The 19,964-nt window shown below is 65.8% G+C and carries 15 protein-coding genes; 10 read left to right on the top strand and 5 right to left on the bottom strand.

Going from position 1 to position 19,964, the window contains the following annotated elements:
• Window positions 1–8 precede the first annotated feature (8 nt).
• From J2W36_RS07240 to J2W36_RS07225, 4 genes are read left to right on the top strand one after another with little or no spacing between them, the layout of a single operon-like run.
• Window positions 9–3,110, top strand: a complete 3,102-nt coding sequence (locus J2W36_RS07240) for an efflux RND transporter permease subunit (protein ID WP_307689022.1) — start codon at window positions 9–11, stop codon at window positions 3,108–3,110.
• The gene (locus J2W36_RS07235; RefSeq protein WP_307689021.1) at window positions 3,107–6,298 is read left to right on the top strand and encodes an efflux RND transporter permease subunit; all 3,192 of its coding nucleotides are present in this window, start codon (window positions 3,107–3,109) and stop codon (window positions 6,296–6,298) included. Before J2W36_RS07240 ends, J2W36_RS07235 begins: the two co-directional genes overlap by 4 nt.
• Window positions 6,295–7,752, top strand: coding sequence for an efflux transporter outer membrane subunit (locus J2W36_RS07230; protein WP_307689020.1), 1,458 nt, complete (start codon window positions 6,295–6,297; stop codon window positions 7,750–7,752). Before J2W36_RS07235 ends, J2W36_RS07230 begins: the two co-directional genes overlap by 4 nt.
• Before the next feature lie 53 nt (window positions 7,753–7,805).
• On the top strand, window positions 7,806–8,630 hold the full coding sequence (locus tag J2W36_RS07225) for an undecaprenyl-diphosphate phosphatase (RefSeq protein WP_307689019.1): 825 nt from the start codon (window positions 7,806–7,808) through the stop codon (window positions 8,628–8,630).
• Between the two features lies 1 nt (window position 8,631).
• Here J2W36_RS07225 and J2W36_RS07220 read toward each other — a convergent pair whose 3' ends face one another.
• Genes J2W36_RS07220 through mutS form a run of 3 tightly spaced genes read right to left on the bottom strand, consistent with a single transcriptional unit; the run spans window position 8,632 to window position 12,922 of the window.
• The gene (locus J2W36_RS07220; protein WP_307689018.1) at window positions 8,632–9,444 is read right to left on the bottom strand and encodes an alpha/beta fold hydrolase; all 813 of its coding nucleotides are present in this window, start codon (window positions 9,442–9,444) and stop codon (window positions 8,632–8,634) included.
• Window positions 9,445–9,448: 4 nt separating this feature from the next.
• The gene (locus tag J2W36_RS07215) at window positions 9,449–10,276 is read right to left on the bottom strand and encodes a proteasome-type protease (protein ID WP_307689016.1); all 828 of its coding nucleotides are present in this window, start codon (window positions 10,274–10,276) and stop codon (window positions 9,449–9,451) included.
• Window positions 10,277–10,288: 12 nt separating this feature from the next.
• Window positions 10,289–12,922 (bottom strand): DNA mismatch repair protein MutS, encoded by a 2,634-nt coding sequence (gene mutS, locus J2W36_RS07210; protein WP_307689014.1) that lies wholly within the window; start codon window positions 12,920–12,922, stop codon window positions 10,289–10,291.
• Window positions 12,923–13,289: 367 nt separating this feature from the next.
• Here mutS and J2W36_RS07205 point away from each other — a divergent pair, with 367 nt between their 5' ends.
• A complete protein-coding gene (locus J2W36_RS07205; RefSeq protein WP_307689013.1) occupies window positions 13,290–13,622 on the top strand; it encodes a helix-turn-helix transcriptional regulator in 333 nt (110 codons plus the stop codon).
• Window positions 13,612–14,874 (top strand): type II toxin-antitoxin system HipA family toxin, encoded by a 1,263-nt coding sequence (locus tag J2W36_RS07200; RefSeq protein ID WP_307689012.1) that lies wholly within the window; start codon window positions 13,612–13,614, stop codon window positions 14,872–14,874. The genes J2W36_RS07205 and J2W36_RS07200 overlap by 11 nt, the downstream gene beginning before the upstream one ends.
• 67 nt (window positions 14,875–14,941) lie before the next feature.
• On the opposite strand, the gene J2W36_RS07195 is transcribed toward J2W36_RS07200, so the two are convergent.
• Window positions 14,942–15,964, bottom strand: coding sequence for an AraC family transcriptional regulator (locus tag J2W36_RS07195; RefSeq protein ID WP_307689011.1), 1,023 nt, complete (start codon window positions 15,962–15,964; stop codon window positions 14,942–14,944).
• 266 nt (window positions 15,965–16,230) lie between these two features.
• Here J2W36_RS07195 and acmB point away from each other — a divergent pair, with 266 nt between their 5' ends.
• Together acmB and J2W36_RS07185 are read left to right on the top strand one after the other, a co-directional pair.
• Complete coding sequence (gene acmB / locus J2W36_RS07190) at window positions 16,231–17,418, top strand: methyl acetate hydrolase AcmB (protein ID WP_307689010.1); 1,188 nt, start codon at window positions 16,231–16,233, stop codon at window positions 17,416–17,418.
• Between the two features lie 80 nt (window positions 17,419–17,498).
• Window positions 17,499–18,386 (top strand): helix-turn-helix domain-containing protein, encoded by an 888-nt coding sequence (locus tag J2W36_RS07185; protein WP_307689009.1) that lies wholly within the window; start codon window positions 17,499–17,501, stop codon window positions 18,384–18,386.
• 273 nt (window positions 18,387–18,659) lie between these two features.
• Here J2W36_RS07185 and J2W36_RS07180 read toward each other — a convergent pair whose 3' ends face one another.
• Window positions 18,660–19,121: a recombinase family protein gene (locus tag J2W36_RS07180; RefSeq protein ID WP_307689008.1), complete on the bottom strand. Its 462-nt coding sequence runs from the start codon at window positions 19,119–19,121 to the stop codon at window positions 18,660–18,662.
• Between J2W36_RS07180 and J2W36_RS07175 the strand changes: the two genes are divergently transcribed.
• Both J2W36_RS07175 and J2W36_RS07170 read left to right on the top strand, forming a co-directional pair.
• Complete coding sequence (locus J2W36_RS07175) at window positions 19,107–19,550, top strand: response regulator transcription factor (protein WP_307689007.1); 444 nt, start codon at window positions 19,107–19,109, stop codon at window positions 19,548–19,550. The two genes, J2W36_RS07180 and J2W36_RS07175, sit on opposite strands and share 15 nt — an antisense overlap.
• Window positions 19,551–19,655: 105 nt before the next feature.
• Window positions 19,656–19,934 (top strand): helix-turn-helix domain-containing protein, encoded by a 279-nt coding sequence (locus tag J2W36_RS07170; RefSeq protein ID WP_307689006.1) that lies wholly within the window; start codon window positions 19,656–19,658, stop codon window positions 19,932–19,934.
• Window positions 19,935–19,964: the final 30 nt, after the last annotated feature.

The raw sequence follows: 19,964 nt of genomic DNA, 5'->3' as shown, positions 1-19,964 counted from the left end.
GCGCTGTCTTGAGTCCCTCACGTCCCTTCATCGAGCGGCCGGTCGCGACCGCGCTGCTCATGGTTGCCATCGTGCTCGCGGGCTTCGTGGGCTTTCGCTTCCTGCCGCTGTCCGCCTTGCCGCAGGTCGACTACCCGACCATCCAGGTGCAGACGCTGTATCCCGGTGGCAGCCCGGAGGTGATGAGCCGCACGGTGACGTCGCCGCTGGAGCGCCAGTTCGGCCAGATGGCGGGGCTGAGCCGCATGAGCTCGACCAGCGCCGCAGGCGTGTCGGTCATCACGCTGCAGTTCGGCCTGACAGAGACGCTCGACGTGGCCGAGCAGGAAGTGCAGGCGGCCATCAATGCCGCGAACTCGCTGCTGCCGGCCGACCTGCCTGCGCCGCCCGTGTACGCCAAGGTGAATCCGGCCGATGCGCCGGTGCTCACGCTGGCCATCAGTTCGGCCTCGATGCCGCTGACCGAGGTGCAGAACATCGTCAACACGCGGCTCGCGCAGAAGATCAGCCAGGTCTCGGGCGTGGGGCTGGTGTCGCTGTCGGGCGGACAGCGCCCGGCGGTGCGCATCCAGGCCGACACCAAGGCGCTGGCGGCCTACGGCATTGGCCTGGACACGTTGCGCACGGCCATCTCCAACGCCAACGCGAACAGCGCCAAGGGCAGCTTCGATGGCCCGCAGCGCTCGTACACGATCAACGCCAACGACCAGCTCGTGGCCGCCGACGACTACAGGAACCTGATCGTTGCCTACCGCAACAACGCACCGGTGCGCATGACCGACGTGGCGCGCGTGGTCGACAGCGCCGAGAACACGCGCCTGGGTGCGTGGTCGGGCACGACCGGGCAGCTCACCCCGGCCATCATCCTGAACGTGCAGCGCCAACCGGGCGCCAACGTGATCGCCACCGTCGATGCCATCAAGAAGCAGCTACCTGCCCTGCAGGCCGGGCTGCCGGCCAACCTGGACGTGCAGGTGCTCAGCGACCGCACCACGGGCATCCGCGCGTCGGTCAAGCACGTGGAAATCGAGCTGCTGCTGGCCGTGCTGCTGGTGGTGCTGGTGATCTTCTTCTTCCTGCACAGCTGGCAGGCCACGCTCATCGCCAGCCTGGCCGTGCCGATCTCGCTCATCGGCACCTGCGGGCTCATGTACCTGTTGGGCTACAGCCTGAACAACCTGAGCCTGATGGCGCTGACCATCGCGACCGGTTTCGTGGTGGACGACGCGATCGTGATGATCGAGAACATCTCGCGCTACCTGGAAGAGGGCGAAAAGCCGTTCGCTGCCGCGCTCAAGGGCGCCGCGCAGATCGGCTTCACCATCATCTCGCTGACGGTGTCGCTCATCGCCGTGCTCATTCCACTGCTCTTCATGGGCGACGTGGTGGGCCGTCTGTTCCGCGAATTCGCGATGACGCTGGCCATCACCATCCTGATATCGGCGGTGGTGTCGCTCACCCTGGTGCCGATGATGTCGGCGCGCCTGTTGAAGAGCGAGCCGCACAACGCGACGCGCGGCCTGGGGGGCAAGGTGCAGGCCTTCTTCGACCGTGTGATTGCGCGCTATGACGTGTGGCTGCAATGGGTGTTCCGCCGCCAGGGCCTGACGCTGGTGGTCGCGCTGGCCACGATGGCGCTCACCGTGCTGCTCTACGTGCTGATTCCCAAGGGCCTGTTCCCGACGCAGGACACCGGGCAGTTGCAGGGCCGCATCGAGGCCGCGCAGGACGTGTCGTATGCGCGCATGGCCGAGCTGCAGCAGGCGGCGGCGCGCGCTGTGCTGGCAGACCCGGAGGTCGAAAGCCTGAGCTCCATCACCGGCGTGGATGCGGCCAACAACACCATGCTCAACACCGGCAGGCTGCTGATCAACCTCAAGGCCGACCGCGGCTCGCAGGAAGCGACCATGAACCGGCTGCGAGAGCGGGTGGCGCAGGTGGCCGGCGTCAAGCTGTACCTGCAGCCGACGCAGGACCTGACCATCGATGCGGAGACCGGGCCGACCGAATACCGGCTGTCGGTCGAGGGCGTCGATTCCGCCAGCGTGACCGCCTGGGTGAAGAAGCTCACGGCCCGGCTGCAGGACGTCAAGCAGGTGCGCAACGTGACCAGCGATGCGGGCGCGCAGGGCCTGTCGGCCTTCATCGACATCGACCGTGACACCGCCTCGCGCCTGTCGATCACGGCCAGCGCGGTCGACGACGTGCTCTACAGCGCCTTCGGCCAGCGCATCGTCTCGACCATCTTCACCGAGACCAACCAGTACCGGGTGATCCTGGAGGCTGCGGTCGATTCGATCGAAACACCGCAGCAACTCGGCACGCTCAACCTGAAGAACGGCGCCGGCACGGCAACGCCGCTGTCGGCGGTGGCCACCATCCGCGAGCAGCTCGCACCGCTGCAGATCACGCACGTGGCGCAGTACCCGGCGGCCACAGTCGGCTTCGACACGGCCGATGGCGTGTCGCTGGGCCGCGCGGTCGATTCGATCCGCCAGGCCGCCAAGGAAATCGGCCTGCCCGCGGGCGTTTCGATGACCTTCCTGGGTGCAGCGGGCGCGTACGAAAAATCGCTCTCGAACCAGCTCTGGCTGATCCTGGCGGCGGTGATCTGCGTGTACATCGTGCTGGGCGTGCTGTATGAAAGCTACGTGCATCCGCTGACCATCCTGTCGACCCTGCCCTCGGCCGGCGTGGGTGCGCTGCTCGCGCTGATGGTCACGGGCAACGACCTGGGCGTGATCGGCATCATCGGCATCATCCTGCTGATCGGCATCGTCAAGAAGAACGCGATCATGATGATCGACTTCGCCATCGAAGCCGAACGCCAGCAGGGCAAGACGCCGCTGGAGGCGATCCACCAGGCCGCGCTGCTGCGCTTTCGCCCGATCCTCATGACCACGCTGGCCGCGCTGTTCGCCGCGGTGCCGCTGATGCTGGGCTTCGGCGAGGGCGCCGAGCTGCGCCGGCCGCTCGGCCTGGCGATCTTCGGCGGGCTGATCGTGAGCCAGGTGCTGACGCTGTTCACCACGCCGGTCATCTACCTGGCCTTTGACAGGCTGGGTCGGCGCTTCGGCCCGAAACGCGCGCCGCAGGAGTCCCGCGCGTGAACCTGTCGCGTCCCTTCGTCGAGCGGCCGATTGCCACGGTGCTGCTGACCATCGGCATTGCGTTGGCAGGCATCGCGGCGTATTTCGTGCTGCCGGTGTCGCCGCTTCCCAAGGTCGACTATCCGAGCATCTCGGTGTCGGCGAGCCTGTCGGGCGCGAGCCCCGACACCATGGCCAGCAGCGTGGCGACGCCGCTGGAGCGGCGCCTGGGCACCATCGCCGGCGTCAATGAGATGACGTCGACCAGCTCGACGGGTTCGGCCCGCGTCACGCTGCAGTTCGACCTGAACCGCAACATCGACGGCGCCGCGCGCGAGGTGCAGGCCGCCATCAACGCCGCACGTGCGGACCTGCCGGCCACGCTGCGCAGCAACCCGACCTATCGCAAGGCGAATCCGGCCTCGTCGCCGGTCATCATCCTGGCGCTCACGTCCAAGACCAAGACGCCGGGGCAGATCTACGACGCTGTCTCCAACATCGTGAGCCAGCGCCTGTCGCAGGTCGAGGGCGTGGGCGACGTCGAAATCGGCGGGGGCTCGCTGCCGGCGGTGCGTGTCGAGCTGTTGCCCTTTGCGCTGAACAAGTACGGCATCAGCACGGAAGACGTGCGCGCAGCCATCCAGGCGACCATTGCCAACCGGCCCAAGGGCGCGATCGAGGGCGAGGGCCGCCGGCTGCAGATCTATACCTCGCAGCCCTCGCGTGCCGCGGCCGACTACCGGTCGATGGTGGTGGCCTGGCGCAACAATGCCGCCGTGCGCCTGAGCGACGTGGCAAACGTGATCGATGGGGTGGAGAACCGGCGCACGCTGGGCCTCTTCAACGGCCAGCCCGCGATCATCGTGCTGATCACGCGGGAGGCCAGCGCCAACATCATCGAGACGGTCGACAGCGTGCGTGCGCTGCTGCCCGAGCTGCGCGCGCAACTGCCCCAGGACATCGAGCTGCACGTGGCGTCCGACAGCACCAATTCCATCCGCGCGTCGCTCAAGGAGGTGGAGTTCACGCTCATGATCTCCATCGTGCTGGTGGTGCTCGTGGTCGGCCTGTTCCTGCGCAAGGCGCGCGCGACCATCGTGCCGGCGGTGGCGACCGTGGTGTCGCTGCTGGGGACGTTCGGCGTGATGTACCTGCTGGGCTTCAGCCTCAACAACCTGAGCCTGATGGCGCTCACGGTGGCGACCGGCTTCGTGGTCGACGACGCGATCGTGGTGCTGGAGAACACCATGCGCCACATCGAGGACGGCATGGACCGTGTGGACGCGGCGCTGCGCGGTGCGCGCGAGGTCGGCTTCACGGTGCTGTCGATCAGCCTGTCGCTGGTGGCGGTGTTCATTCCGCTGCTGTTCATGGAAGGGCAGGTCGGGCGGCTGTTCCGCGAGTTCGCGGTCACGCTGTCGGCGGCGGTGCTGATCTCGCTCGTGATCTCGCTGACGACCACGCCGATGCTGTGCGCCTGGCTGTTGCGCGCGGAGCCCAAGGCCGACCCCCAGGCGCCTGTGCGCCGTTCGGCCTGGCCGGTGCGCTGGGCCGAGCGCAGCTACGACTTCATGCTCGCGCGCTATGAGAGCAGCCTCGACTGGGCGCTGGCGAGCAAGGCACTGGTGGTGCTGATCCTGCTGGCGGTCGTCGGGCTCAACGCCTACCTGTTCGTCAAGGTGCCCAAGGGCTACTTCCCGCAGCAGGACAATGGCCAGCTCAACGGCGGCCTGCGGGCCGACCAGAGCATTTCGTCGACCGCGCTGGGCGAGAAGCTCAAGCAGGCCGTGGACATCGTGCGTGCCGACCCGGCCGTCGACACGGTCGTGGGCTTCGCGGGCGGCAGCCGCGCGGGTGGCGGCTTCATGTTCGTCAACCTCAAGCCGGTGGGCGAGCGCGCTGAAAGCAGCGCGGCCGTCATCGCACGCCTGCGCCCCAAGCTCGACAGGCTCACAGGCCTGCGCGTCTTCCTGGGCCAGGTGCAGGACCTGCGCATGGGCGGGCGATCGAGCAACTCGACCTACCAGTACACGCTCAAGGCCGACAACATCAAGGACCTGCGCCTGTGGACGGGCAAGCTGGCCGATCGGCTCAAGCAGGAAACACTGTTGACCGACATCGACAGCGACCAGTCCGACAACGGCGTGGAGACCTTCGTGACCGTCGATCGCGACAGCGCATCGCGCATGGGCATCACGTCGAGCGCGGTCGACAGCTCGCTCTACAACGCCTTCGGCCAGCGCTCGGTGGCGACCATCTACGACGAGCTCAACCAGTACTCGGTCATCATGGAATGGTCGCCCCGCTACATGCAGGGCCCGGTCGCGCTCAAGGACCTGTACCTGCCGACCTCGCCCACCACGGCCACGGGCACGACGGTGACCACCACGTCCGCGAATCCGGGCCTGCGGGGGGCCTCCACCGGTTCGCCGGTGAGCACCAGCGTGACGACGATGACGCCGCTGTCGACCGTGGCCACGCTCAGCGAGCGCGCCGTGCCCAGTTCGATTTCGCACGACGGTGGCGAGCTGTCGAGCACGCTGTCCTTCAACCTGGCCGAAGGCGCCACGCTGGCCGACGCGCGCACGATCATGGACCAGGCGACGGCCGGCATCGCGATGCCGATCAACGTGCGCGGCAGCTTCAGCGGTACAGCGGCCAGTGCGGCCGACTCGCAAGGCCAGCAGCTGTTTCTGATTCTGGCGGCCATCGTGGTGATCTACATCGTGCTGGGCGTGCTGTACGAGAGCCTGATCCACCCGATCACCGTGCTGACCACGCTGCCGTCGGCGGGTGTGGGCGCGGTGATCGCGCTGCTGCTGTTCCGCATGGACTTTTCCATCATTGCGCTCATCGGCGTGTTCCTGCTGATCGGCATCGTCAAGAAGAACGCGATCATGATCATCGACTTCGCGCTGGACGCCCAGCGTGCGCGCGGCCTGAGCGCCGCCGAAGCGGTGCGCGAGGCCTGCATGCTGCGCTTTCGGCCGATCCTGATGACCACCATGGCCGCAGCGCTGGGCGCCTTGCCGCTGGCCATCGGTTTCGGGCAGGGCGCGGAGCTGCGCCAGCCTCTGGGCGTGGCCATCATCGGCGGCCTGATCGCCAGCCAGCTGCTCACGCTCCTGACCACGCCCGTGGTCTACGTGCTGATGGACAAGCTGCGCCGCCAAGCCCCCAACGAACATCACCTGGCAAGAGCTTTATGAAACATCCCCAGGCCTGCCGACTGCATGCCGTTTTCCTGTCGGTGGTCGCTGCCGCAACGCTCAGTGCCTGCGCGGTCGGCCCGACCTACGAACGCCCGACCGTGACATCGCCCCAGGCCTGGAAGGAGGCGCCCGCGGCCGTAGGCTGGCTGCCAGCCGCGCCCGCGGACGCACTCGATCGCGGCGAGTGGTGGACGCTGTTCGGCGATGCCCAGCTCAATGCCCTGGCGGCGCGCGTCGAAGTTTCCAACCAGAACATTGCCACCGCAGTGGCCAACTACGCGCAGGCGCAGGCCCTGGTGCGCGAAGATCGCGCGGCGCTGTTTCCGAGCCTGTCGCTGTCGGGCAGTTCGACGCGCAGCGGCAATCGCACGGCCGGCACGGCCACCGGGAGCGCGAGCGCCAGCCTGGACGCGAGCTGGGACGCCGATGTCTGGGGCCGGTTGAAGCTGACGGTCAGCAGCGCCCAGGCCCAGGCCCAGGCCAGCCAGGCCGACCTGGCCGCCGCACGGTTGTCCGCGCAGGGCAGCCTGGCCAGCAACTACTTTTCGCTGCGCGAAGCCGATGCGGAACTCGCCCTGCTGGACGCCACCATCCAGGGCTATGAGCGTGCGCTGACCATTGCCCGCAACCGCTACGAAGCGGGCATCGCGCCGCAGAGCGACGTGCTGCAGGCGCAGACGACGCTGGTCAATACGCGTGCAGACCGGGTGTCGACACAAGGCACGCGCGACACGCTCGCGCATGCGATCGCCGTGTTGATCGGTGCCGCTCCGGCCGACTTCCAGCTGCCGGCGCTGGCCACCTGGCAGCCGGTGGTGCCGGCCGTGCCGCTGGGTGTGCCCTCGACGCTGTTGCAACGCCGGCCCGACATTGCGTCGGCCGAACGCGCGGTGGCGGCAGCCAATGCGCAGATCGGCATCGAGCGCTCGGCGTACTTTCCGAGTTTGAGCCTGAGCGCCTCCCTCGGGCGCTCGTCGAGCCGGGTGTCGGACCTGTTCAGTGCGTCCAACACGCTGTGGTCCTTCGGGCTGTCGACGGCGCAGGTGCTGTTCGACGCCGGTGCCATCGCCGCGCGCGTGGACGCGGCCCGTGCCGCGATGGACGCCTCGACGGCGAAGTACCGCCAGACCGTGCTCACTGCCTTCCAGGCCGTGGAAGACCAGCTGACGTCCACTGCCAGCCTGGCGCAGCAGGAGGTGCTGCGCCGCGAAGCCTCGGCCGCAGCCGATCGCACGGAGGAGCAGATGCTCAACCGCTATCGCGCCGGCCAGGTCAGCTACACCGACGTGGTCACTGCCCAGGCGTCGGCGCTCAGCGCGCGGCGCACGGTGCTGCAAGTGCTGTTGAGCCGGCAGACGGCGGCGGTGTCCCTCATCCAGGGGCTGGGGGGCGGCTGGCAGGGCCTGGACGGCGCGGATGGCACGGCAACGGGCGTGCCCGGCGGTTCCTGAACGCCGACTGACTTTTTCGCTCGCCATAATCCCTGCTCTTACAAGGAGTTCACGTGGATATCGTTTTGCTGGTAAAGGCCGCCATCATGGGCATCGTGGAGGGGCTCACCGAGTTCCTTCCCATCTCATCCACCGGGCATTTGATCCTGGCCGGATCGTTGCTCGGGTTCGATGACGACAAGGCCAAGGTCTTCGACATCGCCATCCAGACCGGTGCGATCTTCGCGGTGATCCTGGTGTACTGGCAGAAAATCAAGTCCACCGTGGTGGCGCTGCCCCGGCAACCCAAGGCGCGCCGCCTGGCGTTGAACATCGTCATCGCCTTCCTGCCAGCCGTGGTGTTGGGCCTGCTGTTTGGCAAGGTCATCAAGGAGCACCTGTTCATTCCGACCGTGGTCGCCAGCACCTTCATCCTTGGTGGCTTCATCATCCTGTGGGCTGAAAAGCGCCCGCCGGGTTCGGTGCGGGTCGAGAACGTCGATGACATGACACCCCTGGACGCGCTCAAGGTCGGGCTGGTCCAGTGCTTCGCCATGATCCCCGGCACCAGCCGCAGCGGCTCGACCATCATCGGCGGCATGCTGCTCGGCCTGAGCCGCCAGACCGCCACCGACTTCTCCTTTTTCCTCGCCATACCGACGCTGATCGGTGCGGCCATCTACAGCCTCTACAAGGAGCGCGCGCTGCTGTCGATGGCAGACCTGCCGCTGTTCGCGGTCGGCTTGCTGTTCTCGTTCCTGAGCGCGTGGCTGTGCGTGCGCTGGCTGCTGCGCTACATCAGCACCCACAATTTCATTCCGTTCGCCTGGTACCGCATCGCCTTCGGCATCGTCGTGCTCGCGACGGCGTGGAGCGGGTTGGTGGTCTGGGCGGAGTAGCTCAGGCCAGCAGGTTGCGCAAAGACGCCTCGATCGCCGCCGCCGTGGCGATCGGCTTTTCCATGGGGAACAGGTGGGTGCCGTCGAGCATCATGACCCGGCCCTTGGTGACCTGCAGGGTCATCGCCATGCCCACGCGCCGCATTTCGACCGACTGGCGCCCGCCGATGAAGGCGGCACGGCACTGCAGCGGATGCGCGCGCAACAGCCCTGCCAGGTTGTGGGGCAGGGTGTCGTAGATCGCGGTTTCCACCAGGCGATCGAAGGCCAGGGCGCGGGTGTCCTCGCTGTCGAAGGTGCCGTGTTCGATGTAGTCGCGCAGCACCTGGGCGTCCCAGCGCGCAAACGCCTTCTTCTCGCGAAAGTGCGCCAGTACCGCTTCGCGGTCTTCCCAGCTGTTGCGTCGGCGGCGGCTCACGACGCTGGGCGACACACGCCGCATGAGGGGGGTGCGCTTGACCAGGTTCAGCGTGTTGGCACGCCAACCGCCGATGAGGGGCGAGTCGAGCAACAGCACGCCGCGTGCGAGTTCCGGATGCAGGGCAGCACACATCAGGCTCAGGAAGCCGCCCAGCGAATGCCCGACCAGGAAAACCGGGCCACCCGCTGCCGCTGCGCGCGCCTTCGCGAAGTCGGCGAGCTGCTGCACCAGGTGCGGCCAGTTGTCGGTGACGGGGTACTTCGGATCGTGGCCGAATTTCTCGATCGCGTCGACCTCGAAACCGCGCATGCGCAGGCTGTCGAGGATCACGCGATAGGTGCTCGCCGGAAAGCTGTTGCCGTGCGAGAAGACGATGGGCGAAAGCGAGCCCACGGGGTCAGATGAGCTTTTCTTCAGGGGTCGAGATCTTGCGCAGTGGCGGGTGCCGCAGCGCGGGCTGCATCAGCGGATGCGCCGTCTCGCCACCATCCCACACGGGGTCGTCGATGCTGTCGAACACCTCGCGCAGCTTCTGGCCCCAGCTGTTGTGCATCATCTGGTAGTACGGGTTGTTGGCGTCCATGCAGACGATCTTGTCGGTCTGAAGCTGGTTGGCCTCGTACACCACCAGGTCCAGCGGCAGGCCGACCGAGAGATTGGACTTCATGGTGGAGTCCATCGAGACCAGCGCGCACTTGGCGGCCTCGTCCAGCGGGGTCTCGGGTGTGAGCACGCGGTCGAGCACGGGCTTGCCGTACTTCGACTCGCCCACCTGGAAGTAGGGCGTTTCGTTGGTGGCTTCGATGAAATTGCCGGCCGAATAGACCAGGAACAGGCGCATGCCTTCGCCCTTGACCTGGCCGCCGAAGATGAAGGAGACGTTGAAGTCGAGCCCGGCGTGCTTGAGCGCCTCGGCATCGCGGTCGTACACATGGCGCACGGCCGAGCCGAGCACGCGCGCAGCGTCGAACATGCTCTTGGCGTTCCAGATCGTGATGGGTGGGCTGTCTTCGGTTTCTCGCAGCTCCTCGATCTGCAGAATCTCGCGCACCGACTGCGAAATGCTCAGGTTGCCGGCCGACAGCAGCACCATGACGCGGTCGCCAGGCTGCTCGTACACGATCATCTTGCGGAAGGTGCTGATGTGGTCGACGCCCGCATTGGTGCGTGAGTCCGACAGGAACACCAGGCCGGCGTTGAGTTTGATGCCTACGCAATAAGTCATGGGGTTCCGGTGTCAGCCGCGTTCGCGCGCGTTCAGTTTTTGAAGTTTGTAGAGCGCTTCGAGCGCCTCTCGCGGGCTCATCGCGTCGAGGTCGAGTGCGGCCAAGGCCGATTCTACGGCGCTGATCTGCGCCTGGGCCTCGGGTGGCGGCGCGGCGAACAGGTCGACCTGCGCGCGGGCCTCGGTCTGGTGGGCTTCCAGTGCCTCCAGCGCCTGGCGTGCATGGTTCACCACCGCAGCCGGCATGCCGGCCAGCCGCGCCACCTGAATGCCGTAGCTCTTGCTCGCCGGGCCGGGCTGCATTTCGTGCAGGAAGACGATATCGCGCCCCCCGTTCTTCGTGCTCTCGGTTGCGCTCACGTGCATGTTGACCGCGCAGCGGTGGTCCGCCGGAAACTCGGTCAGCTCGAAATAGTGCGTGGCGAACAGCGTGAAGGCCTTGGTGCGGTCATGCAGGTGGGCCGCAATGCCGGCTGCCAGGGCCAGGCCGTCGAAGGTGCTGGTGCCGCGGCCGATTTCGTCCATCAGCACCAGTGATTGCGCCGTGGCGCTGTGCAGGATCTGCGCAGCCTCGGTCATCTCCAGCATGAAGGTCGACTGGGCGTTGGCCAGGTCGTCGGCCGCGCCGATGCGCGTGTGGATGGCATCGATCGGGCCGAGCCGGCAGGCGGCCGCCGGCACGTGCGAGCCAATCGAGGCCAGCAGCACGATGATCGCGATCTGCCGCATGTAGGTGGACTTGCCGCCCATGTTCGGGCCGGTGATGACCTGCATGCGCTGCTGCGGCCCCAGGTTCGCGTCGTTGGCAATGAAGCCGCCGGACGATTTCTCGGCCAGCCGCGCCTCCACCACCGGATGGCGGCCCTGTGCGATCTCGATGCACGGGTGCGCGACGAAGACAGGTGCCTTCCAGTGCAGCGTGTGCGAGCGTTCGGCCAGCGCGCAGAGCGCGTCCAGCGCGGCGATGGCGCCGGCCAGCCGCGTGAGCGCGTTGACGTGCGGCTGCAGCGCGTCGAGCAGTTGTTCGTAGAGCCACTTTTCGCGCGCCAGGGCGCGGTCCTGCGCGCTCAGCGCCTTGTCCTCGAACGCCTTGAGTTCGGGCGTGATGAAGCGTTCGGCGTTCTTCAGCGTCTGGCGGCGGCGGTAGTTGTCGGGCACCTTGGCGAGCGCGCTCTGCGTCACCTCGATGTAGAAGCCGTGCACCCGGTTGAACTGCACCCGCAGGTTCGGGATGCCGGTGCGCGCGCGCTCCTGCACTTCGAGCTGCAGCAGGAAGTCGTCGCAGTTTTCGCTGATGGCGCGCAGCTCGTCGAGCTCGGCGTCGTGGCCGGTGGCGATCACGCCGCCATCGCGCACCAGCGCGGACGGATCGGGCTTGATGGCGGTGGCCAGCAGTTCGGCGCAGCCGGGCGGCGGCTGCATCTGGGCGGCCATTTGCGCGAGCAGCGCTGCGCCCTCAGGCAACGCGGGCGCGAACTGTTCGGCCTTGCCCAGCGCGAGCCCGAGCGCGACGAGTTCACGCGGGCGCACCTGGCGCAGCGCGATGCGCGCGGCGATGCGCTCCACGTCGCTGGTGTTCTTGAGCTGTTCGCGCAGCCGCCGCCAGGGCGCGACGGTGGTGCCCGGCGGGGTCGCCTGCAACGCGTCGATGGCGTCGAGCCGCGCCTGCGCCTGGCTGCGATCACGCCGCGGCGACAGCAGCCAGCGCTTGAGCAGTCGGCTGCCCATGCCGGTCATGCAGGTGTCGAGCAGCGAGAACAGCGTGGGCGATTCCTCGCCGCGCAGCGTCTGCACCAGCTCGAGGTTGCGCCGGGTGGCCGGCGGCAGCTCGATCAGCTCGCCGTCGCGCTCGACCGCCAGTTGCTGCACGTGCGAGAGGGCGCGGCCCTGTGTGTGTTCGGCATAGCCCAGCAGCGCGGAGGCCGCGGCGTGCGCGCTGCCCAGCGATTCGGCACCCCAGGCGGCCAGGCTGGCGCTGGCGAGTTGCTCGCAGAGCTTGCGCTCGCCCAGCGCACCGTCGAACTGCCACGCGGGCCGCACCGACAGCGTGACGGGCGTGGCCGCGCGCACCGCCTTCAGGCGGTTCTCGAAGGCGGGGGTGACCTCGGCGCTGTAGAGCAGTTCGCTCGGCGCGACGTGGCCGATCCAGGCTTCGAGCGCGTCCGCCGGGCATTCGGCCAGATGCAGTGCCGCCCCGGTCACGCTGAGCCAGGCCAGGCCGCAGGTGTTGCGCGGGCCGGCGTGCACGGCCAGCAGCAGCGACTCGGTCTTGTCGTTGAGCAGTTCGGCATCGGTCAGCGTGCCGGGCGTGACCACGCGCATGACCTTGCGCTCGACCGGGCCCTTGCCCGCACCCACTTCACCGACCTGCTCGCAGATGGCGACCGACTCGCCCAGCTTGATGAGGCGAGCGAGATAGGCATCGACCGCATGAAACGGCACACCCGCCATGACCACCGGCTGCCCGGCCGACTGGCCGCGCTGCGTGAGCGTGATGTCGAGCAGCCGCGCGGCCTTTTCGGCGTCGGCGTAGAACAGCTCGTAGAAGTCACCCATCCGGTAGAAGAGGAGGGTGTCGGGGTGGTCGGCCTTCAGGCGGTTGTACTGCGCCATCATGGGCGTGTGCGCAGATTTCGGGGCTTCCATAAGCTCTTGATCTTGCTCGGTTTTCTTCAGCACGCCTTTGATTCCATTGATGTTTTTGCGATCTTCGATGTGTCGTTTGACTTCGTCACCACTCCCGCTCAGGCCGCTACAGTGCGCCGATCAGCGTAGGTTTTTGCCCTGTCGAGTTCGAAAGCTACGCCACGCGCAAGCGTTCCATGAAACCCGACGCATGCGCTGCCAAGGTGCAGGCAGGAGCGGGCTGTCACATTATCGTGGACGGGTGCTCGCGTCGAGGATGAATGCCCGGCCGTCGCTCAGTTCGGCTTCAAGCTTCGCTACCCAGCTTGTACACCATGCGAGAAAATTCTAATATAGTGGGCATTAACTAAAGTTAATGCCTAATTTAATGAGCAAATTCGCGATTCCACGGCAAGCCGCCGAGCAGGTTGCCCAGCTGGGTCAGCGCATCCGGGTGGCGCGAATTCGGCGCAACTGGTCGGTCGCCGATCTCGCCAGCAAGGCGGGCATCAATCGAAACACCCTCACGGCGCTGGAACTCGGTAAGCCGGGTACGGCGGTTGGCGTGTGCTTCACGGTACTGTGGGCACTCGGCCTGGACAAGTCGCTGGACGCTGTTGCCGATCCCGACAGCGATCTCCACGGCAAGGCGCTCGAAGCGTCGCGCCGCCCCACACGGGCGAGCAAGGCCCGAAACGCGAGCGACGACTATGACTTCTGAGCGAGAAGCCTATGTTTATGTTCAGCTGCCCGGCACATTGGAAACAGTGCCAGCAGCGCTGCTCAGGGTGCAGACGCTGCCCGACGGCACGCAAATAGGGCGGTTTCGCTACGGCGACCGCTACCTTCAGCGCCAAGAGGCGGTGGCACTCGATCCGTTTCAGCTGCCTCTTGCCAAGGAAGTCTTCCAGTTCACCCAGCTCAAGGGGATTCCCGGCGCGGTTCGAGACGCGGGTCCCGACGCCTGGGGGCGGCGGGTGATCGAGCACAAGCTCGAGCGCAGCGCGGCTGACCTCCAGGAAATCGACTATTTGCTCCATGGTCCGCAAGATGGGGCAGGGTACCTGAGCTTTGGGCTGAAGGCCGAACCACCCGCGCCCAAGCGCCAGTACAACCGCACGCACCAGTTCGCCGAGTTGATCGCGGCCACGCAGGCGATCGAAGAAGGCCGCCCAGTGGCCGCCCATCTGCTCGAACAGCTCGATCCTGGCACCAGCATGGGTGGTGCGCGGCCGAAGGCCACCATCGAGGACGCGCAAAGTCTCTGGCTCGGCAAGTTTCCTGCCAGAGATGACCGCTTCAATCTGCAGCGGGTCGAATTTGCGACGCTGGACTTGGCTCGGAGATGCGGCCTGAACGTCACACAGTCCCGGCTGGAGGCGGTTGGCGAGAGTGACGTGCTGATGTTGCAGCGGTTCGATCGCGATTACACCGACCAGGGTTACCTGCGTTTCGGTCTCGTCAGTGGCCTGACCGTGCTCGACTGCGGCGACAGCCACCTGGACCGAGATCGTTGGTCTTATCCGCTGCTGGCCGACAACTTGCGCCGATGGTCTGACAAGCCAGAAGCTGATTGCGCCGAACTCTTCAGGCGGATGGTCTTCAACGCTGCCGTGACCAACAACGACGATCACCCTCGCAACCACGCCCTGCTGCGCAGGCAAAAGGGATGGCGGTTGTCGCCGGCCTACGATCTAGTGCCCGCGCCCGTAGTGAGCCTGGAGAGGCGGGACCTGGCCTTGACCGTCGGCGACTACGGTCGCACGGCCAGCATCTACAACCTCCTGTCGCAGGCGGGGCGTTTCGGCTTGCCGGCGGAAGAGGCGCGCGAGGAAATTGATCGGATTATCGATGTTGTCCGGCATTGGCGCGACGGTTTCTTTGCCTGCGGTGTGTCGACCAAGGACATCGACTACATTGCCCCAGCGATCCTGCCCGAGTGCTTCTTCTTCGAAAGCCGACCCGATGCATGATGACCGAACCGACTGTCCCTCCCGAGGATGACTGTCGGGTTCGGTGCTTTTCTAGAGGTCGGAACGATCAGATCCTCCGAAAGGCCTTGAGCGTCTGCGAAGGCAACTCACCGAATCGCTTCTTGTAGCTGGCGGAAAACACGCCCATGCTGCAATAGCCCCAGTAAGCCGCGATGGCTTTGATGGACGCTTCGGGCGGCGCTGCGAGCAGATCGGCGCGGACTCCCTTGAGCCGTTCTTCCCGCAGGCACATTTGAACGGTGATGCCGCGAAACCGGCGAAATGCGCCGGAGAGTGCGCGCACGCTGGCGCCCACCGCAGCAGCCACCTCCGACACGGTCGGTGCGTGGCGCGCGTTGTGCACGATGTAGCGTTCGGCATCCCGCACGAGCCTCGGCGCGAGCTGGGGCGGCGGACCGAACGCAGCGGCGCCGTGCATCGACTGTGTCCACTGCATCAGCAGATGCACGCCAATGGCCTCCTCGACATGCCGGCCCAGAGGGCCGGCGGCCATTTGGGCGGGGAACTCCGCCATGCAGCGCGAGGCGTATTCCATCAACGCGATCCAGGCCGAGCCCTGCCCGCCGAAGCGAACCTTCTGCAGCCAGAGCCGCTCGTCGGGAAGCTGCCCGAACCAGCGTTCGTAGAGGCTCGCCAGCAACTGGTGCGGCAGGGTGACGTTGACCTGCAGGTGGTTCGGGTCGAAATCGACCCAGTAGTCCGTGCGGCTGGTGTCCACCAGAAACGCCTCGCCCACCCCCGTGTCAGCCGGCTTGCGCGAGTCGACCCAGTGACGCGCATTGCCGCGGATGGTCGTGAGGACGATCGCGAGGTCTTCCTTCTGCGACCAATCCTTGATGTGCACCGGAATGTTGTATGAGAACCGGCTGAGGATGCTCGATCCGATCTTCGAGGCGTACATGCGCGCATCCGGCGCCTGGGGCTTGCCAGTGGGCGACACCTCGTAGGGCATGTAGATGCGGTCCGACCACGCATGCATTTCGTCCCAGTCGGTGGTACTGACGACGTGATGTTCTTCGGTGCGCCCGCCCTTTGCATCCACGATCAACACGCCTTGCAGTGCACTCATGTCTCCACCTTGAACATGCGCCCCGCGCGGCGCCGGTGCACGGCAGTCTAGCGTCGTCGATGTCAGCCGTCGATGGCAGGCGGCGATGCTGGTGCCTCGGCAAATGTCTGCGAACGGCAAGCTGCTGTCTCGATACGGCAATTAACAGCCAGCCCGATCGGCATCGATGGCTTTGGCAGCAGAGGCTCCGCCAGAATTTCCGCATCCCGGACGTCAATGGCGCTCGCCGGGATGCATCTCGACAATTGCGCCGACTGGAGACATGAATGAGCACGAAATTGAAGACGATGGCCGATGGCATCCTGCAGCGAACCGTCAACGCAGCGGGCGGCGCGCCGGGCGTCGTCGCCATGGCCACAGACCGAAAGGGCAACATCTACGAGGGCGCTGCCGGCGTACGCGAACTCGGCAAGGACCAGCCGATGACCGCCGACTCCGTCATGGCAATCTTCTCGACCACGAAGGCGCTGACGGGCACGGCCATCATGCAGCTTGTCGAAGAAGGAAAGATCCGCCTGGACGACGCCGCCAAGACCTACGTCCCGGAAATTGCCGAGATCCAGGTGCTCGATGGTTTCGATGCCGCAGGCCAACCCAAGACCCGTGCGCCGCGGCGTGACATCACTCTGCGGGACCTGATGCTCCACACGGCCGGCTTCAGCTACGAGTTCTTCAGCCACGACGACTTGAAGCTGCGCACGGCCAGGAACATTCCGACGGTGGTGTCCAGCACCTTCGAGTCGATCCGCACGGTACTCGTGCACGAGCCCGGCGAACGCTGGACCTACGGCGTGAACATCGACTGGCTGGGCAAGGTGGTCGAGCAGCAGCGTGGCAAGCGCCTGGGCGAGGTCATGAAAGAACGCATCTTCGCCCCCCTGGGCATGGTGGACATCGGCTTCGAAATGAGTGACGCCATGCGCGCAAGACGCGCCACCCTCCACGACCGCGCGAAGGATGGCAAGCTCACGCCCATGCCTGACCTCGTGCTGCCGCAGCCGCCGTCGATGGACATGGGCGGCCACGGCCTTTATGCGACCGTGGGCGAATACATGAAGCTCATCCGCATGTTCCTCAACGACGGAGTAGGCGAGTACGGCCGGGTCTTGCGGCCTGAAACTGTCGCGGTCATGTCGAAAAATGGTCTGCCCGAAGGCATGACAAGCGGCGGCTGGACCACGTCGATTGCATCCCTGTCCAACGACGGAGAATTTTCGCCCACCGTGCGAAAATCCTGGGCGTACACTTTCCAGGTCAATGAAGAGGACACGCCGACCGGCCGCCCGGCGGGGTCATTGATGTGGGCCGGCCTGGCCAATCTCTTCTATTGGATCGATCGGAAAACCGGCGTGGGTGGCTATTGGGGATCGCAGATCCTGCCGTTCCACGATGTATCTTCGTACGCCGGATTCGTGGAGTTCGAATCGGCCGTGTACCGAAGCTTGCGCGCTTGAGGGAGACGTTGGTCCGCCTGAATTAGGCGAGAGGGTATACCCCAGCCGCCGTCCTCAACCAGTGCACCAACAATCCCTTCATGCATCACCCGGCCCGACCTGAAGAGCTCCCTCGCTGGGTGCCTGGCGAGTTGCTCTGCTCCAGCGACGGCCTCGGCTGGAAGGACGTCGGTCTGCGTGGTTACCGATACGAAGGTCTCGATGTCGAGGTTCCGGCGCTCACCCACTTCATGATCGTCTCGTACCTGCGAGGCAGCACACTGGTGGACCGCCGCTTTGAGGGTCGTTGGACCCGTACCACGTGCCATCCCGGCGATGTGTCACTCCTGACCCGCTCGCAGCTGTCGCACTGGCACTGGACCGAGCCGATCGAGGTCACACATGTCTATCTGCCCGATGGTCTCGCCACGAGGGTGGCGGCAGACGTGCTCGACCGGCCGATCGCCGATGTGCGGCTGCATGACGTGTTGCGGCAACATGACCCTGTGGTCAGTGGCATCGTCGCGGCGATAGCGCGCGAGGCCGGCGACACTGCCATTGGCGGTGCGGTCTATGTCGACGCGCTCAGCACCCAACTCTCCGTCCACCTCCTGCGCCACTATGCCTCGGTCGATTTCGTCGACCATTCCAGCACCGGGCAGTTTGCCCCGGCGCTGCGCCGCCGCATCGTCGACTACATCGAAGGTCATCTCGAACAAAGCCTGACGCTCAACGAACTGGCGATGGTCGCCAACATGGGCGTGTGGACGTTCGCGAAGCATTTCCGCATGTCGTTCCTTGCGACGCCGCACCACTACATCATTGACCGACGCCTCGATCGCGCGCGCGCCTTGCTGGGCCAAGGCAGCCTGCCCATCAAGGCGGTGGCCTCCGTGTGCGGTTTCGCCGATCAAGCCCACCTCACGCGCGTGATGCGCGCGCGGCTCGGGTGCACGCCGGCCGCGTTTCGCGCAAGTGTGACCGCCTGAGTCGCGCGCGCGTCGCGCGCTTGGTCGTCACCGTTTTGTTCTGATGATCGCCAGTTTTCTTCTAGACCGGTATTGCCCTCTTTTTTTAAAGTCTCTTAACCTTGCATGCACCGCACTTCGCAAGTGATATGCAGGCACTGAGCCAGAAAAAACCGAACCCTAGGGCCGAGTCCAGGGGCAACACAGAGACAGCTCACCAGAGTCTGTTCAACCGATGAAACAACACGATCCACGGCACCGAATCGCCGCATCCCCGCTCGAAGCGGGCCGCCACTACATCGAGACGTCCGGCGAGCGACTCAAGACCTGAAACATTTCCTGTCCATGTGTATGGATACGCAGCAGCCGATTCACCGTACGTGGGTGCAATCCAAAATGCGCACCCAGATCGCGGAGAGACCATTGCTCATCGGCCATCAGCCGGCAGGCTTCGTCGCATTGCTGCGGCGACAGCGACGGTCTGCGGCCGACACGCCTTCCTCCGGCGCGTGCAGCAGCCATGCCTGCACGTGTGCGTTCGCTGATCAGCGCGCGCTCGAACTCCGCCAGCGCGGCCATCATGTGGAACACCAAACGCCCTCCTGACGTGCTCGTATCGATGTGCTCGTTGAGCGACTGGAAGCGGACATCGCGCCGGCCCAACTGTTCAAGCAACGTCACCAAGTGCGACAGGGACCGGCCGAGGCGGTCGAGCCGCCACACCACCAATTTCCCGCCGGCATGGACATGACGCAAGGCTTCATCCAGCCCGGGCCTGGAAGCAAGGCTGGCATTGCCTGCGAGAGCTTGTCTGAAGCAGGTATTTCCGTTCATCAGTGCACAAGCACGCGCGAGCTGATGTCCTCCATCGGGTTGGGCGTGAACCCGATTGTTGTCCTGGACGCTTCGCAAGCCCCGTTCCCCGAGCCCGAGGTGCTGTCGGTGATTGCGTTGCTGCAGTCGAGCCTGGACGCAGGGATCCTGCTGATCACGGGCGAGACGCCGGCAGATCGGGTCCGCGGCCTGAACTGCGGCGCGGATGCGTGTCTTTCTGCGCCCGTGCATGGGGCCGAACTGGTTGCGCAGGTGACGGCGCTTCACCGGAGGTTCGCTGCCTACCACTGGGACGGGGATGCGCCGCGAACCGATCGCACAGAGGCGTTTTGCAGTGAAGCCTCCGAATAAGGGCTGCCCGATCTCAGTCTGTCGCCCGATGCGTCGGACACTTCGACGCCCGCCTGGCGCATCGACAGGTACCTGCCTCAGGTGTGGACACCCGAGGGCATGCGGGTGGATCTGACGCTGGCCGAGCACCTGTTGCTCAAGGAGATGCTTCGCGGAGAGCATCAACTGGTGCCGCACAAGCGCTGGGCCCTTTTGACGGGCACATGTCAGAAGGAATCGACCTCAAGCAAGCCTTCGCGCACTTTCCACATGACCATCTCTCGCTTGAGGCGCAAGGTCCATGCCGTCACCATGCTCAATCTGCCGGTGCGTGCGCGGCACGGCGTCGGGTACCAGTTCTGCGGCCGCTTGCAGGAGGTCTCTGAGACGGAGTTGGTCGAATGAGTCCGCCACGGCCCTTCGGGTTCTGAACGC

Origin of the sequence: Variovorax ginsengisoli (assembly GCF_030811835.1) — a bacterium.
Lineage (GTDB): Bacteria > Pseudomonadota > Gammaproteobacteria > Burkholderiales > Burkholderiaceae_C > Variovorax > Variovorax ginsengisoli_C.
This window is presented reverse-complemented; position numbering and strand designations above follow the sequence as displayed.

What these genes read in the sequence shown, in the direction of transcription:
- J2W36_RS07230 (WP_307689020.1), top strand. Translation starts at nt 6,295, where the DNA reads ATGAAACATCCCCAGGCCTGCCGACTGCATGCCGTTTTCCTGTCGGTG.
- J2W36_RS07215 (WP_307689016.1), bottom strand. Translation starts at nt 10,276, where the DNA reads ATGACTTATTGCGTAGGCATCAAACTCAACGCCGGCCTGGTGTTCCTG.
- mutS (WP_307689014.1), bottom strand. Translation starts at nt 12,922, where the DNA reads ATGGAAGCCCCGAAATCTGCGCACACGCCCATGATGGCGCAGTACAAC.
- J2W36_RS07205 (WP_307689013.1), top strand. Translation starts at nt 13,290, where the DNA reads ATGAGCAAATTCGCGATTCCACGGCAAGCCGCCGAGCAGGTTGCCCAG.
- J2W36_RS07200 (WP_307689012.1), top strand. Translation starts at nt 13,612, where the DNA reads ATGACTTCTGAGCGAGAAGCCTATGTTTATGTTCAGCTGCCCGGCACA.
- J2W36_RS07195 (WP_307689011.1), bottom strand. Translation starts at nt 15,964, where the DNA reads ATGAGTGCACTGCAAGGCGTGTTGATCGTGGATGCAAAGGGCGGGCGC.
- acmB (WP_307689010.1), top strand. Translation starts at nt 16,231, where the DNA reads ATGAGCACGAAATTGAAGACGATGGCCGATGGCATCCTGCAGCGAACC.
- J2W36_RS07185 (WP_307689009.1), top strand. Translation starts at nt 17,499, where the DNA reads ATGCATCACCCGGCCCGACCTGAAGAGCTCCCTCGCTGGGTGCCTGGC.
- J2W36_RS07175 (WP_307689007.1), top strand. Translation starts at nt 19,107, where the DNA reads ATGGACATGACGCAAGGCTTCATCCAGCCCGGGCCTGGAAGCAAGGCT.